The sequence below is a fragment of the Providencia zhijiangensis genome, from assembly GCF_030315915.2.
Classification (GTDB): domain Bacteria; phylum Pseudomonadota; class Gammaproteobacteria; order Enterobacterales; family Enterobacteriaceae; genus Providencia; species Providencia zhijiangensis.
Map to the genome: position 1 here is coordinate 367806 of NZ_CP135990.1, position 18033 is coordinate 385838.

Annotated in this window: 8 protein-coding genes, 1 tRNA gene and 3 rRNA genes; 8 read left to right on the forward strand and 4 right to left on the reverse strand. The window is 46.0% G+C overall.

Annotation, left to right across the window (positions count from 1 at the left end; translation table 11 throughout):
• Positions 1–130: 130 nt before the first annotated feature.
• Both purD and purH read right to left on the reverse strand, forming a co-directional pair.
• Positions 131–1417 carry a phosphoribosylamine--glycine ligase gene (gene purD, locus QS795_RS01675; RefSeq protein ID WP_154603131.1) on the reverse strand — a complete coding sequence of 429 codons (1287 nt, stop codon included), beginning with the start codon at positions 1415–1417 and terminating at the stop codon, positions 131–133.
• Positions 1418–1432: 15 nt separating this feature from the next.
• Positions 1433–3022 (reverse strand): bifunctional phosphoribosylaminoimidazolecarboxamide formyltransferase/IMP cyclohydrolase, encoded by a 1590-nt coding sequence (gene purH / locus QS795_RS01680; RefSeq protein ID WP_286272781.1) that lies wholly within the window; start codon positions 3020–3022, stop codon positions 1433–1435.
• A 642-nt stretch (positions 3023–3664) separates the two neighbouring features.
• Between purH and QS795_RS01685 the strand changes: the two genes are divergently transcribed.
• The 8 genes from QS795_RS01685 to aceK all read left to right on the forward strand — a co-directional run bounded on the left by QS795_RS01685 (position 3665) and on the right by aceK (position 15340).
• Positions 3665–5205 (forward strand): 16S ribosomal RNA (locus QS795_RS01685).
• A gap of 85 nt (positions 5206–5290) precedes the next feature.
• A tRNA-Glu gene (locus tag QS795_RS01690) sits at positions 5291–5366 on the forward strand.
• A gap of 227 nt (positions 5367–5593) precedes the next feature.
• Positions 5594–8499, forward strand: a 23S ribosomal RNA gene (locus QS795_RS01695).
• A gap of 141 nt (positions 8500–8640) precedes the next feature.
• Positions 8641–8756, forward strand: a 5S ribosomal RNA gene (gene rrf / locus QS795_RS01700).
• The 16S, 23S and 5S rRNA genes sit together here with 1 tRNA gene alongside, the layout of an rRNA operon.
• A gap of 463 nt (positions 8757–9219) precedes the next feature.
• Entirely contained in the window at positions 9220–10149 is a 930-nt protein-coding gene (gene metA, locus QS795_RS01705) for a homoserine O-acetyltransferase MetA (RefSeq protein ID WP_036955456.1), read from the forward strand.
• A 364-nt stretch (positions 10150–10513) separates the two neighbouring features.
• Positions 10514–12112, forward strand: coding sequence for a malate synthase A (gene aceB, locus QS795_RS01710; RefSeq protein ID WP_286271032.1), 1599 nt, complete (start codon positions 10514–10516; stop codon positions 12110–12112).
• Positions 12113–12180: 68 nt separating this feature from the next.
• Positions 12181–13488: an isocitrate lyase gene (aceA, locus tag QS795_RS01715; RefSeq protein ID WP_286271034.1), complete on the forward strand. Its 1308-nt coding sequence runs from the start codon at positions 12181–12183 to the stop codon at positions 13486–13488.
• 109 nt (positions 13489–13597) lie between these two features.
• Positions 13598–15340, forward strand: coding sequence for a bifunctional isocitrate dehydrogenase kinase/phosphatase (gene aceK / locus QS795_RS01720; RefSeq protein WP_286271035.1), 1743 nt, complete (start codon positions 13598–13600; stop codon positions 15338–15340).
• A 62-nt stretch (positions 15341–15402) separates the two neighbouring features.
• On the opposite strand, the gene QS795_RS01725 is transcribed toward aceK, so the two are convergent.
• On the reverse strand, positions 15403–16041 hold the full coding sequence (locus tag QS795_RS01725) for a bifunctional 4-hydroxy-2-oxoglutarate aldolase/2-dehydro-3-deoxy-phosphogluconate aldolase (protein ID WP_286271037.1): 639 nt from the start codon (positions 16039–16041) through the stop codon (positions 15403–15405).
• Between the two features lie 41 nt (positions 16042–16082).
• Positions 16083–17933, reverse strand: a complete 1851-nt coding sequence (gene edd, locus QS795_RS01730) for a phosphogluconate dehydratase (protein WP_318626777.1) — start codon at positions 17931–17933, stop codon at positions 16083–16085.
• Between the last annotated feature and the right edge of the window lie 100 nt (positions 17934–18033).

An 18033-nucleotide genomic window follows, 5' to 3' on the forward strand; every position in this document is an offset into this window, starting at 1 on the left:
ATGCTTCGAAATACTTAGAGCCATTGGCTGGGTGAAGGTCAAAGGCAAAAACAAGAAACAGAAAAGCAAAAAGCTGATAAAAGTTTCCTCTTATCAGCTTGTGGGTTATTTGCTTCTATTATTTGTTCTATTACTTGATGCGGGCGATGGCACGGTAGCCGATATCGTTGCGATAGAAGCTGCCAGACCAATTGATAGTCTTGGCAACTTCGTACGCTTTAGCTTGAGCTTTTGCGATGTCATTGCCTAGTGCAGTGACACACAGAACACGTCCGCCGGCAGTGACGACTTCGCCTGCTTGGTTTAGCTTGGTACCTGCGTGGAATACTTTGCTATCAGCTGCTTCTGATGTTGGGAGACCCGAAATCACATCACCATTGCGATAATCACCTGGATATCCACCTGCCGCAATCACGATACCTAGCGCTGGACGTTCATCCCACAGGGAATCTTTACCTGCGAGTTCGCCTTTAGCTCCCGCTAAACACAGAGCAACTAAATCAGATTGTAAGCGCATCATAATTGGCTGAGTTTCTGGGTCGCCAAAACGGCAGTTAAACTCGATAACTTTCGGATTGCCCGCTTTATCAATCATCAAACCTGCATATAAGAAACCTTGATAACGGTTCCCTTCCTGATCCATTCCTTTAACGGTTGGATAAATAACTTGCTCCATAACACGTTGATGAACCGTATCTGTCACCACTGGCGCTGGGGAATATGCACCCATACCGCCAGTGTTTAAGCCAGTATCGCCATCGCCAACACGTTTATGGTCTTGGCTGGTTGCCATTGGGATGACATTTTCACCATCTACCATGACGATGAAACTTGCTTCTTCGCCATCAAGGAACTCTTCGATAACGATACGATGACCCGCATCACCGAATGCATTGCCAGCCAGCATATCATGGACAGCATCTTTGGCTTCTTGCAGCGTCATTGCCACAATCACGCCTTTACCAGCAGCCAAACCATCAGCCTTGATAACGATAGGTGCGCCAACTTTATCTAAATAAGCCAAAGCAGGCTCAATTTCCGTAAAGTTTTCATAAGCTGCGGTCGGAATGCTGTGACGCGCTAAGAAATCTTTGGTGAACGCTTTAGAACCTTCTAACTGCGCAGCACCTTGAGTTGGCCCAAAAATGGTTAAGCCAGCTTGCTTGAATGCATCAACCACACCGATAACCAATGGTGCTTCAGGGCCTACGATGGTTAAACCGATTTGCTTGTCTTTGGCAAATTGCAGTAAACCATCAATGTCAGTTGCTGAGATATCGACATTTTCCAGTGCAGGTTCCAGTGCTGTACCCGCGTTACCCGGTGCAACATACACTTTATCTGCTAATGGAGATTGTGCGGCTTTCCATGCTAAAGCGTGCTCGCGGCCGCCACCACCAATAATCAGTATATTCATAGAAACCCCTAGCAATTAGTGACGGAAATGACGCATGTTAGTGAAGATCATTGCGATGCCATGTTCATTCGCAGCGGCAATTACTTCATCATCACGAATAGAGCCACCTGGTTGGATAACGCAAGTCACGCCTACAGAGGCAGCTGCATCGATGCCATCACGGAATGGGAAGAATGCATCGGATGCCATTGCACAACCAGCAACTTCTAAACCTTCATCGGCAGCTTTGATCCCTGCAATCTTAGCAGAGTACACGCGGCTCATTTGACCTGCACCAATACCGATGGTCATGTTGTTCTTAGAATAAACAATTGCATTTGATTTTACGAACTTCGCCACTTTCCAGCAGAACAGGGCATCTTTTAATTCACGCTCAGTTGGCTGGCGTGTGGTCACGACGCGTAAATCTTCCGCTTCGACCATACCTAAGTCACGATCTTGAATCAGTAAACCGCCATTCACGCGTTTGAAATCTAAACCTGCAACTGGCTTGCTCCACTCACCACACACCAGAACGCGCACGTTTTGCTTGGTAGATAAAGAAGGCAATGCATCTTCAGCAATTGAAGGGGCAATGATCACTTCAACAAATTGGCGTTCAATGATGGCTTCTGCGGTGGCTTTATCTAATTGACGGTTAAACGCAATGATGCCACCGAATGCTGAGGTTGGGTCAGTCTTGAATGCTTTATCATAAGCGGCATGGATATTGTCACCAATGGCGACCCCACAAGGGTTAGCATGCTTAACAATAACGCAGGCAGGCTCATCGAAAGATTTAACACACTCAAGAGCGGCATCGGTGTCTGCGATATTATTATAAGAAAGCGCTTTACCTTGAATTTGGTTCGCAGTGGCAATTGACGCTTCTTTTGGATTTTCTTCTATATAGAAAGCCGCGTCTTGATGGCTGTTTTCGCCATAGCGCATATCTTGCTTCTTAATGAAGTTTAAATTCAGGGTACGAGGGAAACGACCTGATGGCTGAGTAGTATCACCGTGATATGGCGCGACCAGCTCACCAAAGTAGTTAGCAATCATGCTGTCATAAGCGGCAGTGTGCTCGAATGCTTTAATAGCTAAGTCAAAGCGTGTTGACCAGTTCAGGGAATTTTCGTGGTTATCCATCTCTTCGATGATTTTGTCATAGTCATTACTGTTAACCACGATAGCCACGTCTTTATGGTTCTTCGCTGCGGAGCGAACCATAGTTGGGCCACCAATATCGATATTCTCAACGGCATCTTCTAATGTGCAGTTTGGTTTTGCGACGGTTTGAGCAAATGGATAAAGGTTCACAACCACCATATCAATAGGTGCGATGTTATGCTGCTGCATGATGGCATCATCTTTACCGCGACGACCTAAGATCCCACCGTGAACTTTCGGGTGCAGAGTCTTAACGCGACCATCCATCATTTCAGGAAAACCGGTGTAATCTGAAACTTCAGTGACCTTAAGGCCTTGCTCTGCTAATAATTTAGCGGTTCCACCGGTAGAAAGCAGTTCAACACCACGGTGAGAAAGCACCTTAGCGAATTCAACAACCCCTGTTTTATCAGACACACTAAGCAGGGCACGGCGAATAGGACGAAGCTGTTGCATGAGAGAGATCCCTTGGATTTGGATAAAAAAGCAATATCTATATATAAGTCACTAACAATTTCAGAGCATCAAAATAAAATCAATGCCGAATTTTCGCGCTAATTGTAGCGCAAACGTTTGCGTAATGCGCGAACTATTTTCACTATTTTTTCAGTCTGTGGATAAATCTGTGTGTAAGTGGGTATAAATAGGGGTTTTGCTGTGGAATGCAGCAGTTGAACTAAAAACCGTAAAAAATCTTAAAAAAAGGGTTGCAGGATTTCTGCGACTCCCTATAATGCGCATCCACTGACCGGGAACAAGCCAACGCAAAGCGCGATGGACACTGAACCGGCAGCGAGAGAATCTGAAAAGATTAAGCAAAAAATGCTTGACTCTCACTGAGGAAAGCGTAATATACGCCACCTCGCGACAACGACCTAAGTTGATAAAAACTGAGTCGAATTTCTTAAGAAATGTCGCACCGCTCTTTAACAATTTATCAGACAATCTGTGTGGGCACTCACAGGACACTATCAAAAAAATATTTGATTTTAAGTCTTGAAGAGTGACTAACACGTTAATTCATATATATGAACTAATAGGTAATTTGGTTTCTTCGGAAATCAAACGACAGTAACATTCTTTGAGCATCAAGCTTTTTAATTGAAGAGTTTGATCATGGCTCAGATTGAACGCTGGCGGCAGGCCTAACACATGCAAGTCGAGCGGTAACAGGGGAAGCTTGCTTCTCGCTGACGAGCGGCGGACGGGTGAGTAATGTATGGGGATCTGCCCGATAGAGGGGGATAACTACTGGAAACGGTAGCTAATACCGCATAATCTCTTAGGAGCAAAGCAGGGGAACTTCGGTCCTTGCGCTATCGGATGAACCCATATGGGATTAGCTAGTTGGTGAGGTAATGGCTCACCAAGGCGACGATCCCTAGCTGGTCTGAGAGGATGATCAGCCACACTGGGACTGAGACACGGCCCAGACTCCTACGGGAGGCAGCAGTGGGGAATATTGCACAATGGGCGCAAGCCTGATGCAGCCATGCCGCGTGTATGAAGAAGGCCTTAGGGTTGTAAAGTACTTTCAGTTGGGAGGAAGGCGTTGATGCTAATATCATCAACGATTGACGTTACCAACAGAAGAAGCACCGGCTAACTCCGTGCCAGCAGCCGCGGTAATACGGAGGGTGCAAGCGTTAATCGGAATTACTGGGCGTAAAGCGCACGCAGGCGGTTGATTAAGTTAGATGTGAAATCCCCGGGCTTAACCTGGGAATGGCATCTAAGACTGGTCAGCTAGAGTCTTGTAGAGGGGGGTAGAATTCCATGTGTAGCGGTGAAATGCGTAGAGATGTGGAGGAATACCGGTGGCGAAGGCGGCCCCCTGGACAAAGACTGACGCTCAGGTGCGAAAGCGTGGGGAGCAAACAGGATTAGATACCCTGGTAGTCCACGCTGTAAACGATGTCGATTTGGAGGTTGTTCCCTTGAGGAGTGGCTTCCGGAGCTAACGCGTTAAATCGACCGCCTGGGGAGTACGGCCGCAAGGTTAAAACTCAAATGAATTGACGGGGGCCCGCACAAGCGGTGGAGCATGTGGTTTAATTCGATGCAACGCGAAGAACCTTACCTACTCTTGACATCCAGAGAATTTAGCAGAGATGCTTTAGTGCCTTCGGGAACTCTGAGACAGGTGCTGCATGGCTGTCGTCAGCTCGTGTTGTGAAATGTTGGGTTAAGTCCCGCAACGAGCGCAACCCTTATCCTTTGTTGCCAGCACGTGATGGTGGGAACTCAAAGGAGACTGCCGGTGATAAACCGGAGGAAGGTGGGGATGACGTCAAGTCATCATGGCCCTTACGAGTAGGGCTACACACGTGCTACAATGGCGTATACAAAGAGAAGCGACCTCGCGAGAGCAAGCGGAACTCATAAAGTACGTCGTAGTCCGGATTGGAGTCTGCAACTCGACTCCATGAAGTCGGAATCGCTAGTAATCGTAGATCAGAATGCTACGGTGAATACGTTCCCGGGCCTTGTACACACCGCCCGTCACACCATGGGAGTGGGTTGCAAAAGAAGTAGGTAGCTTAACCTTCGGGAGGGCGCTTACCACTTTGTGATTCATGACTGGGGTGAAGTCGTAACAAGGTAACCGTAGGGGAACCTGCGGTTGGATCACCTCCTTACCATTGAAGTGTACTTGTGAAGTGCTCACACAGATTGTCTGATAGAAAGTAGAGCAAAAAGCGCGTCTGCGAAGCTGACTGTAGTGTCCCCTTCGTCTAGAGGCCTAGGACACCGCCCTTTCACGGCGGTAACAGGGGTTCGAATCCCCTAGGGGACGCCAATTGCGCGGAGAATGAGTGAAAGACGTTCCCCACAAATAATGATTAAGCCAATTACGTTGTAGTTGGTTTAACAATTATGCTCTTTAACAATCTGGAACAAGCTGAAAATTGAAAACAACGCACATTGTTTATCGCTTAAACAATGTGAGAGTCTCTCAAAAATCTCAACTTGAATGTGTTCAATTGGCCGTCGGGTCAGTTGATAAAAGACACCTTCGGGTTGTGAGGTTAAGCGACTAAGCGTACACGGTGGATGCCTAGGCAATCAGAGGCGATGAAGGACGTGCTAATCTGCGATAAGCGTCGGTAAGGTGATATGAACCGTTATAACCGACGATTTCCGAATGGGGAAACCCAGTGCAATTCGTTGCACTATCGTTTGATGAATACATAGTCAAACGAGGCGAACCGAGGGAACTGAAACATCTCAGTACCTCGAGGAAAAGAAATCAACCGAGATTCCCCTAGTAGCGGCGAGCGAACGGGGAGCAGCCCAGAGTCTTAATCAGCATTAGCATCAGGAGAACGGTCTGGAAAGGCCGGCAGTAAAGGGTGATAGCCCCGTATCCGAAGGTGTTAGTGTTGTGAACTCGACGAGTAGGGCGGGACACGTGTTATCCTGTCTGAATATGGGGGGACCATCCTCCAAGGCTAAATACTCCTGATTGACCGATAGTGAACCAGTACCGTGAGGGAAAGGCGAAAAGAACCCCGGCGAGGGGAGTGAAATAGAACCTGAAACCGTGTACGTACAAGCAGTGGGAGCACCCTTGTGGTGTGACTGCGTACCTTTTGTATAATGGGTCAGCGACTTATATTCTGTAGCAAGGTTAACCGTATAGGGGAGCCGTAGGGAAACCGAGTCTTAACTGGGCGAATGAGTTGCAGGGTATAGACCCGAAACCCGGTGATCTAGCCATGGGCAGGTTGAAGGTTGGGTAACACTAACTGGAGGACCGAACCGACTAATGTTGAAAAATTAGCGGATGACTTGTGGCTGGGGGTGAAAGGCCAATCAAACCGGGAGATAGCTGGTTCTCCCCGAAAGCTATTTAGGTAGCGCCTCGTGAACTCATCTTCGGGGGTAGAGCACTGTTTCGACTAGGGGGTCATCCCGACTTACCAACTCGATGCAAACTACGAATACCGAAGAATGTTATCACGGGAGACACACGGCGGGTGCTAACGTTCGTCGTGAAGAGGGAAACAACCCAGACCGCCAGCTAAGGTCCCAAAGTCATAGTTAAGTGGGAAACGAAGTGGGAAGGCTCAGACAGCCAGGATGTTGGCTTAGAAGCAGCCATCATTTAAAGAAAGCGTAATAGCTCACTGGTCGAGTCGGCCTGCGCGGAAGATGTAACGGGGCTAAACTATGCACCGAAGCTGCGGCAGCGATATGTAAATATTGTTGGGTAGGGGAGCGTTCTGTAAGCCTGTGAAGGTGTGCTGTGAGGCATGCTGGAGGTATCAGAAGTGCGAATGCTGACATAAGTAACGATAATGCGGGTGAAAAACCCGCACGCCGGAAGACCAAGGGTTCCTGTCCAACGTTAATCGGGGCAGGGTGAGTCGACCCCTAAGGCGAGGCAGAAATGCGTAGTCGATGGGAAACGGGTTAATATTCCCGTACTGGTGATAATTGCGATGGGGGGACGGAGAAGGTTAGGCTGGCCGGGCGACGGTTGTCCCGGTTTAAGGATGTAGGCAGGTGAATTAGGCAAATCCGGTTCACTATATGCTGAGGTCTGATGACGAGTCACTACGGTGGCGAAGTAGCTCATACCCCGCTTCCAGGAAAAGCCTCTAAGCTCTAGATTATCATTAATCGTACCCCAAACCGACACAGGTGGTCAGGTAGAGAATACTCAGGCGCTTGAGAGAACTCGGGTGAAGGAACTAGGCAAAATGGTGCCGTAACTTCGGGAGAAGGCACGCTGGCATTAGGTGAAGTGATTTACTCATGGAGCTGAAGCCAGTCGCAGATACCAGCTGGCTGCAACTGTTTATTAAAAACACAGCACTGTGCAAACACGAAAGTGGACGTATACGGTGTGACGCCTGCCCGGTGCTGGAAGGTTAATTGATGGGGTTATCCGTAAGGAGAAGCTCTTGATCGAAGCCCCAGTAAACGGCGGCCGTAACTATAACGGTCCTAAGGTAGCGAAATTCCTTGTCGGGTAAGTTCCGACCTGCACGAATGGCGTAATGATGGCCAGGCTGTCTCCACCCGAGACTCAGTGAAATTGAACTCGCTGTGAAGATGCAGTGTACCCGCGGCAAGACGGAAAGACCCCGTGAACCTTTACTATAGCTTGACACTGAACATTGAGCCTTGATGTGTAGGATAGGTGGGAGGCTTTGAAGCGTGGACGCCAGTCTGCGTGGAGCCAACCTTGAAATACCACCCTTTAATGTTTGATGTTCTAACGTAGCCCCATTATCTGGGGTGCGGACAGTGTCTGGTGGGTAGTTTGACTGGGGCGGTCTCCTCCCAAAGAGTAACGGAGGAGCACGAAGGTTGGCTAAGCATGGTCGGACATCATGCGGTTAGTGCAAAGGCATAAGCCAGCTTGACTGCGAGAGTGACGGCTCGAGCAGGTACGAAAGTAGGTCTTAGTGATCCGGTGGTTCTGTATGGAAGGGCCATCGCTCAACGGATAAAAGGTACTCCGGGGATAACAGGCTGATACCGCCCAAGAGTTCATATCGACGGCGGTGTTTGGCACCTCGATGTCGGCTCATCACATCCTGGGGCTGAAGTAGGTCCCAAGGGTACGGCTGTTCGCCGTTTAAAGTGGTACGCGAGCTGGGTTTAGAACGTCGTGAGACAGTTCGGTCCCTATCTGCCGTGGGCGTTGGAAGATTGAAAGGGGCTGCTCCTAGTACGAGAGGACCGGAGTGGACGCACCACTGGTGTTCGGGTTGTCATGCCAATGGCATTGCCCGGTAGCTAAGTGCGGAAGAGATAACCGCTGAAAGCATCTAAGCGGGAAACTTGCCTTGAGATGAGTCTTCCCTGACTCTTTAAGGGTCCTAAAGGAACGTTTAAGACTAAGACGTTGATAGGTTGGGTGTGTAAGCGTAGCGATACGTTGAGCTAACCAATACTAATGAACCGTGAGGCTTAACCTGACAACACCGAAGGTGTTTTCGAGATGAGAGATTAAAGTTGATTCAATGAAGTGGGACGCCGAGAGGTGGACACGACAGCTTGTTCAGGATTGATATTCTGGTTTAGTGGATTAGAGACTAAACGGGAATAAACAGAATTTGTCTGGCGGCAATAGCGCGGTGGTCCCACCTGACCCCATGCCGAACTCAGAAGTGAAACGCCGTAGCGCCGATGGTAGTGTGGGGTCTCCCCATGTGAGAGTAGGGAACTGCCAGACATTAAATTAGCCGAGAAGCCACCCATTGGGTGGCTTTTTTGCGTTTGGGGCATGAAAAATAGGTGATAAAAGGTCAGATTGTCACCCTCTGAGGTGCTATTATCGAAACAGACACCTTCAGATCTTACAAATTCCGTTATTCTTACTCTCTGACTACCTGCATTTAAAGGCGACTATGCAAAACCTACCACCCGAAAATCATTATTCAAGAAACAATAAGTCTTAAAATCCTCTCTATTTCAGATCAAAAAAGTCTAAGCCATTTTAGCTATTAAGCTGTAATAAAAAGTCTGGATATCATCGAGTTATCAGTTTGCTAGACTCTCAATATTCCTATAACACTGACCATCGCTTGAAATTATTTCAACTTGCTTTGAAACGCTCGACAAGTAGAGTTACATTGGTTAGATTGTTTAGCATTCTAGAAGTCTAAACGTATAAAGTATATTTAAGGGGATGAACCATGCCAATTCGCCTGCCTGATGAGCTACCAGCAGTTAATTTCTTGCGTGAAGAAAATGTTTTTGTCATGACCACGACGAGAGCAAGCCTTCAGGAGATCCGTCCCTTGAAAGTACTGATACTGAACTTAATGCCTAAAAAAATTGAGACTGAAAACCAATTTTTACGGTTGCTATCAAACACGCCATTGCAAGTCGACATCCAGCTTCTACGCATTGATCAGCGAGAATCTAAGAATACACCAACGGAACATTTGAACAATTTTTACTGTGACTTTGAAGATATTAAACACCAAAATTTTGATGGATTAATTGTCACAGGTGCTCCGCTCGGCTTAGTTGAATTTGCTGACGTGTGTTATTGGGAACAAATAGAGCGCGTGATTGCATGGGCAAAAGAGCATGTAACTTCAACATTGTTTGTTTGCTGGGCTGTTCAAGCTGCGCTTAACGTATTGTATGATTTACCTAAATTAACCCGTAAAGAGAAACTTTCTGGGGTATATTCACACGAAACATTAGAGCCTTACGCGTTATTAACTCGAGGATTTGATGCTTCTTTTTATGCGCCGCACTCCCGTTATGCCGATTTCCCTGAAGACTATATTCGTCAGAACACAGACCTTGATATTTTAGCCAGTTCACCGGAAGCAGGAGCGTACTTATTTGCATCAAAAGATAAGCGTTTGGCATTTGTCACGGGACATCCTGAGTACGATGCAGAGACATTATCCCAAGAATATTGGCGTGATGTGGATGCGGGGATCACACCTGAACTGCCGTGTAATTATTTCAAAAATGATGATCCGAATAATTCACCGGAAGTTCGTTGGCGTAGTCATGGCCACTTGTTATTCTCCAATTGGCTCAATTATTATGTGTATCAGATCACACCATTTGATCTTACTCACATGGAACCGACTTTAGATTAAAAAACTCACTTAATGCCAGTTAACTGGTCATATCTCAGAATATAAGGCTGAATAATCAAAATTATTTGGCCTTTAAATCAAGTTTTCCTTCTTTATTCAGATGAATAAATAACCATTTTTTGCCTATTTGTTCATTTTTTATTTTTAACAAAAAAATCCCACCAATACACAACCCTATGATTTAACTAATATTTAACACTTTGTTTTTTTGTAATAGAAATTAAAGGCAAAATAAAAATAGTAAATATCTCCTTTTAGATCAAATAGATAAAATTAATTTAAATTAAAATGGAAACCGTTTTTGATTTATTTATTTTTTGAGTTTACTCTTAATTCATAGCCAGCCATGAGTGAGGAAAAAACAATGGATCAGCAGTTATCTATTTCAGATTTAACCTTCAAGAAAGCATTTTCTCAGCAAGCAAAACAGATATTACATGCTGATTTTATTGGATTTCTTTCTTATCTCGTTGAAGGTTTCTTGCCAAGAAGAGAGCAGTTACTCAAAGATAGAGTGCATCGCCAAAAAGGGATTGATGCAGGAAGTTTACCTGATTTTATTATGGAATCTAATTCCATTAAAAATGCAGATTGGAAGATTCAAAATATTCCTGACGATTTACAAGATCGTCGTATAGAAATTACTGGGCCAGTTGATCGGAAAATGGTGATCAACGCATTGAATGCTAATGTAAAAGTATTTATGGCTGATTTTGAGGACTCTTTATCGCCATCATGGGAAAGGTTGATTGATGGGCAAATCAACTTACGCGATGCGATCACCGGCGAAATATCTTACACCAATGAAAATGGAAAAGTTTATCAGCTGAAATCTAATCCCGCTGTGTTGATCGCCCGAGTGCGTGGACTGCATTTAGATGAAAAACATGTGCTTGTTGATAACCAACCGATACCCGGTGGGCTGTTTGATTTCGCACTCTACTTTTTCAATAACTATCAGGCATTACTGGCGAAGGGAAGTGGCCCTTATTTCTATATTCCGAAGCTGGAATCTTGGCAGGAGGCTCAATGGTGGAGTGATGTGTTTAGCGCCGCAGAAGATTATGTAGGCTTACCACGCGGGACTATCAAAGCCACAGTGTTAATTGAAACACTCCCTGCGGTTTTCCAGATGGATGAAATTTTGTACCACATGCGCCACCACATTGTTGGGCTTAACTGTGGGCGTTGGGACTACATTTTCAGCTACATCAAAACATTGAAAGAGCACGCTGACCGCGTTTTACCGGATAGACAGTCGGTGACAATGACGCAGGAGTTTTTAAGCGCCTATTCACGTTTGCTGATCAAAACTTGTCATCGCCGTGGTGCGTTTGCAATGGGGGGAATGTCTGCCTTTATTCCAAGTAAAGATGAACAGGAAAATCAAGCGATTCTCGCCAAAGTGAAAGCGGACAAAGAGCTGGAAGCGCGTAATGGTCATGATGGTTCATGGATTGCACACCCAGGTTTGGCTGACACCGTCATGGCGGTTTTCAACGAAGCATTAGGCGAGCGAAAAAACCAGCTGAATATCCGACGTGAAAATGATGCTGAAATCACCGCGCAACAGTTACTAAAACCTTGTGAGGGCGAAAGAACCGAAGCGGGTATGCGCGCCAATATTCGCGTGGCGGTGCAATACATTGAAGCATGGATTTCAGGAAATGGCTGCGTGCCTATCTACGGTTTGATGGAGGATGCGGCGACCGCTGAAATTTCGCGGACATCAATTTGGCAGTGGATCCGTCATGGAAAATCATTATCGAACGGTATGAAAGTCACGAAAGCGTTATTTGAAGAGATGCTGGATGAAGAGTTGCAAGTCATCCAAAAAGAGCTTGGTGATCATCGTTTTCAAAGTGGGCGATTCAAAGAAGCGAGTGAGCTAATGCGTCGAATCACAACCCAAGATGAATTGATCGAGTTCTTAACGATACCGGGCTATCAATTACTAGATTAGCGAACTTGAAGAATACAGATATCACTCAATTACCCTACAAAGACAGATAACAAGAAAGGATGTAAATCATGACAACATCGCGCTTAGAACAGATTGCTCAATTGGAAAATGAGTGGAAAAAACCACGCTGGAAAGGCATTACTCGCCCTTATGCAGCTGAAGAAGTGATCAAATTACGCGGCTCGGTCAATCCTGAGCATACATTAGCTCGTAAAGGAGCTGAACGCTTTTGGGCACAGCTGAATGGCGGCGCGAAGAAAGGCTATGTAAATGCATTAGGTGCATTAACGGGCGGGCAAGCATTGCAACAAGCAAAAGCGGGAATTGAAGCTGTTTATCTCTCTGGCTGGCAGGTTGCGGCAGATGCGAACTCAGCATCCAGCATGTATCCAGATCAATCACTCTACCCTGTGGACTCAGTGCCGAACGTGGTTCAGCGGATCAACAATACATTCCGTCGCGCGGATCAAATTCAGTGGGCGAATGGCATTGGCCCCGATAATAAAGAATACATCGATTTCTTTTTACCTATCGTTGCGGATGCGGAAGCTGGCTTTGGTGGGGTACTGAATGCGTTTGAGCTGATGAAGCACATGATTGAAGCGGGTGCAGCGGCGGTACACTTTGAGGATCAATTGGCGGCGGTGAAAAAATGTGGCCATATGGGTGGAAAAGTTTTAGTTCCAACCCAAGAAGCAGTCCAAAAATTAGTTGCAGCACGCTTAGCGGCGGATGTTTCAGGTGTTCCTACTATCTTAATTGCTAGAACGGATGCGGACGCTGCTGATTTATTAACATCAGATTGTGACCCTTATGATGAGCCATTTATCACGGGTGAGCGTACGGCCGAGGGTTTCTTCCGTACCACGGCAGGGATAGAGCAAGCGATTAGCCGAGGCTTAGCCTATGCCCCTTATGCTGATTTAGTCTGGTGTGAAACCTCCAAGCCAGATCTGGAAGCTGCGCGTCAATTTTCTGAGGCAATTCACGCTAAATTCCCAGGTAAATTATTAGCTTATAACTGTTCACCTTCATTTAACTGGAAGAAAAATTTGGACGACAGCACCATTGCTCGTTTCCAACAAGAGTTGTCAGACATGGGCTATCGCTTCCAGTTTATTACCTTGGCAGGAATTCACAGCATGTGGTTCAACATGTTCGACCTTGCTCACGCTTACGCACAAGGCGAAGGAATGAAACACTATGTTGATAAAGTTCAGGAATGTGAATTTGCCGCTATCAATAAAGGCTATACCTTCTCTTCTCATCAGCAAGAAGTGGGAACTGGCTATTTTGATAAGGTGACGACGGTGATTCAAGGGGGGAGTTCTTCAGTTACGGCATTAACGGGTTCGACCGAAGAAGAGCAATTCTAATCGGGGAGAAATTTACGGTTCCTATTGCTCGGTGTATGTGTGTTGACATAAGTGTATCTTTTGACTTTTCAGGCACGTAAGTGCCTGTTTTTTTATTGGGAGAGTGAAGATGACCCTCGAAACTGAACAGATCATCGCTCAAACCATTTTGCAGGGCTTTGATGCGCAATATGGGCGATTTCTTGAAATCACCTCGGGCGCTCAAGAACGCTTTGAACGCGGGGATTGGCATGCGGTTCAACACGCGATGAAACAAAGGATCAAACTGTATGATCACCACGTGGGGCTTGTCGTTGCTCAGCTGCAGTGTATGGGGCTAGTGCAATCGCTCAGTCCTTATAATTTGGCAAGGATCAAACAGGTCTATGCGACATTGCTATCGGATTACCCGCGTTTTGAAATTGCTGAAAGTTTTTTTAATTCAGTATATTGCCGGCTGTTTCAACATCGAGAGCTGACCCAAGAAAATCTGTTTATCTTTACTTCACAACCTGCACGGCGCTTTTGCACCTTACCAAGACCATTAGCTCGCGAATATAAGCTCAATGGGAACATGGAAACGGTATTTAATGGGATTTTAAGCGGGTTGCCCATTCGCTTAACGTGGCGAAATTTAGCCTTTGATATTGATTGCATTGTAGAAACGCTAAGGCAGCGCTTCCCTGAGATTGTTGAACAGGGTGCTCAATTGCATGTGGCGAATGAGCTGTTTTATCGGAATAAAGCCGCATGGTTAGTTGGGAAGCTATATATCAATCACCAAGTTTACCCATTCCTATTGCCTATTCACCATGATGAAGACGGTAAAATGTATGTAGACGCGTGTTTAACTGGGTTTGATGACGCGAGCATCGTGTTTGGCTTCGCTCGTTCCTATTTTATGGTGTATGCGCCATTTCCGGCAGGGTTAGTTTTCTGGCTCCGCGAAATTTTACCCAGCAAATCAATCGCTGAGTTGTATATGGCGATTGGTTGCCAAAAGCACGGTAAAACAGAATATTACCGAGAGTACTTGGCGTATTTAAACTTTTCTCGAGAACAATTTACCCTCGCGCCTGGTGTGAAAGGTATGGTGATGTTGGTGTTTACGGCGCCATCATTTGATCGGGTATTTAAGATTATTAAAGATAAATTTGCGCCACAAAAAGAAGTGACTAAAGCTCGAGTGCTTGAGTGTTATCAAATGGTCAAAGAGCACGACCGAGTCGGTCGCATGGCGGATACTCAAGAGTTTGAAAACTTTATTATTGAAAAGCGTTTTGTCAGTGATGAGCTAATGAGCGAGTTACTGACGGAGGCGCCGTCTCAGGTTGAAGATTTGGGGGATAAAATATTAATTCGTCATCTCTATATGGAACGAAAGATGATCCCGCTGAATATTTTTATGGATGAAGCGTCGGATGAGCAGCTTTATCACGCAATAGAAGAATATGGCTGCGCCATCAAACAGCTGGCTGCCGCCAATATTTTCCCAGGGGATATGCTATTTAAAAACTTTGGGGTAACACGCCATGGTCGGGTGGTATTTTATGATTATGATGAAATTTGCTATATGACCGAGGTGAATTTCCGTCATATTCCTGAGCCACTTTACCCTGAGCAAGAGCTCTCTGGTGAACCTTGGTACAGCGTACGGGAGCAAGATGTTTTCCCCGAAGAATTTTCGCAATTCTTATGCCAAGATCCGAAAGTTAGAGATTATTTACAGCTGCACCATCAAGATTTATTTAACGCAGATTATTGGCAAAAACTGCAAAAACGTATTTTGGATGGGTATGTAGAAGATGTGTTTGCTTACTCGGAAGATCAGCGCTTTTGCCGTCGATTTATTCACGCTATCTCTGCGGCTTAGTTGATTGAAAGTGGGTCAATGACCCACTTTATAACTCAACCACTCACATCATAACTTAGCAATTACAGCGCGCTTTGCACCGCTTGCTGTGCTAATTCGGTGATTTTATCGTAGTTGCCATTTTCCAGAGCATCTTCTGGTACTAACCATGAGCCACCAATACACAGCACGCTGTCTAGAGCGAGATAATCACGGTAATTTGCGAGGGAGATCCCGCCTGTTGGGCAGAAGCGAACTTGGGAGAAAGGCCCTGCAATCGCTTTGAGCGCTTTCACGCCACCATTGGCTTCGGCTGGGAAGAATTTGAATTCTTTAAGTCCGTAGTTCATGCCCGCCATTAATTCAGATACGGTGGAAATTCCGGGAATTAATGGAATGCTGCCTTGATTTGCCGCCGCTAATAATTCGTCCGTTAAACCTGGGCTGATAGCAAATTGCGCACCCGCTTGGGTCACTTCAGCCAGCTGTTTTGCATTGATAACGGTACCGGCACCTACAATCGCTTCAGGGACTTCTTCAGCAATAAGTCGGATGGCTTCGATGGCGCATTCCGTTCTTAACGTGACTTCCAATACTTTGATACCGCCTTTGAGTAAGGCTTTTGCTAAAGGAACGGCTTGCTCGAGTTTTTTGATCACAATGACAGGAACAACAGGACCTTGTTTTAGAACATCTTCAGCAGTCATTTTCCAATTATTCATAATAAATCCTATTAAGCGGCATAAACTAAAAATTAATACAGTCAGTCATTAATACTACAAGCACCTTCTTCGGCGCCGGATAAATGTTGTCTTAATGCACCAAACAGCTCTCGACCACAACCCACTCGTTCTGCACTCAGGTCGGCTTGATAAGGTTGACGAGCGGATAAAATTTGTTCGTCGACGAGAAGCTCAATTTCTCCCGTTAATGCATTAACGCGAATTAAATCACCGTCTTGGACTTTGGCGAGTAAGCCGCCATTGTAAGCTTCTGGGGTGACATGAATAGCAGAAGGTACTTTGCCCGATGCTCCCGACAATCGCCCGTCAGTGACTAATGCCACTTTATAGCCTTTGTCCAATAATACCCCGAGTGGCGGCATTAATTTATGTAATTCAGGCATGCCATTCGCAGATGGTCCTTGGAAACGAACCACAATGACGCAGTCTCTGTCTAATTCGCCTGCTTCAAAACGCGGTGCAATATCATTTTGATTATTGAACACGATGGCTGGGGCTTCAATCACTTGGTTTTCAACGGGAACGGCTGACGTTTTCATCACAGCGCGACCAAGGTTCCCAGACAGTAGTTTAGTCCCACCGTGATGGGAGAAAGGATGATCAATATCAGCAATTACTTCAAGATCATAAGAATTTTTTGCCCCTTCGCGCCAAGATAACTGACCGTTGTCCAACCAAGGTTCGAGGGTATAACGTGATAACCCAAACCCGGCGACGGTGTGAACGTCATCATGGAGTAAACCTTTAGCAAGGAGCTGGCGGATCAACAACTGAACGCCACCGGCCGCTTGGAATTGGTTAATATCAGCTTGGCCATTTGGATAAATTCGGCAAATCAGAGGAACGACAGCAGAAAGATCAGAGAAATCATCCCAATTGATAATAATGCCGGCGGCGCGTGCAATCGCCACCAGATGCATGGTGAGATTGGTGGATCCCCCTGTTGCCAGAAGCGCCACAATACCATTTACAATCACTTTTTCATCAACCAGTTTACCAATCGGTAAATAATTTCCTGATTGCTCAGTAAGGCGTGTAATTTGGCGAGCCGCAGCACGAGTGAGTTCATCACGTAATGGGGAATCTGGTGGAACAAAGGAAGAGCCAGGTAAGTGTAACCCCATCACTTCCATCACCATTTGGTTAGAGTTTGCGGTACCGTAAAATGTGCAGGTACCAATGCTGTGATAGGACGCGGCTTCAGCATCAAGTAATGCATTGCGGTCAACTTTCCCTTCAACGTATAGCTGACGAATTCTCACTTTTTCTTTGTTGGGTAAGCCAGTGCTCATGGGGCCTGCAGGGACAAAAACTGCGGGTAGGTGCCCAAAAGAGAGCGCGCCCATCATCAGCCCCGGAACAATTTTATCGCAGATCCCTAAATAGAGCGCGCCATCGAACATATTGTGGGAAAGTCCGATGGCAGTGGACATCGCGATAACATCGCGGCTCAGTAATGAGAGTTCCATACCATCTTGCCCTTGGGTAACACCATCGCACATGGCAGGAACACCCGCAGCTACTTGCCCAATCGCACCATTTTCCAGTAGCGCTTGTTTCAATTGGTCAGGGTAGCGGTCATAGGGGCGATGAGCGGAAAGCATGTCGTTATAGGAGTTAATGATAGCGATATCGGAACGAGTCATGCTTTTGAGAATACTTTTTTCTTCGCTTTGGCAGGCAGCAAAACCATGAGCCAGATTCCCACACGCTAATTCAGCGCGATGTACAGTACTGCTACGAGCCTGTTCAATTTTTTCGAGATACGCTTTTCGACTCTCTTTCGAGCGCGCGATGATACGTTGGGTGATCTGTAAAATATGGTCATTGGCCTTCGTTGAAGGTGTGACGTCAGAAATATTTTTGCTCATGATAATGGCTCCATTATACAAACAGTACTCTTTATGTTACCGGTAACATTGTTCAATGAAAAAACAATTGTTGCAATGATCAAAATGAAGATTTCGACAT

What these genes read in the sequence shown, in the direction of transcription:
- purD (WP_154603131.1), bottom strand. Translation starts at nt 1,417, where the DNA reads ATGAATATACTGATTATTGGTGGTGGCGGCCGCGAGCACGCTTTAGCA.
- purH (WP_286272781.1), bottom strand. Translation starts at nt 3,022, where the DNA reads ATGCAACAGCTTCGTCCTATTCGCCGTGCCCTGCTTAGTGTGTCTGAT.
- metA (WP_036955456.1), top strand. Translation starts at nt 9,220, where the DNA reads ATGCCAATTCGCCTGCCTGATGAGCTACCAGCAGTTAATTTCTTGCGT.
- aceB (WP_286271032.1), top strand. Translation starts at nt 10,514, where the DNA reads ATGGATCAGCAGTTATCTATTTCAGATTTAACCTTCAAGAAAGCATTT.
- aceA (WP_286271034.1), top strand. Translation starts at nt 12,181, where the DNA reads ATGACAACATCGCGCTTAGAACAGATTGCTCAATTGGAAAATGAGTGG.
- aceK (WP_286271035.1), top strand. Translation starts at nt 13,598, where the DNA reads ATGACCCTCGAAACTGAACAGATCATCGCTCAAACCATTTTGCAGGGC.
- QS795_RS01725 (WP_286271037.1), bottom strand. Translation starts at nt 16,041, where the DNA reads ATGAATAATTGGAAAATGACTGCTGAAGATGTTCTAAAACAAGGTCCT.
- edd (WP_318626777.1), bottom strand. Translation starts at nt 17,933, where the DNA reads ATGAGCAAAAATATTTCTGACGTCACACCTTCAACGAAGGCCAATGAC.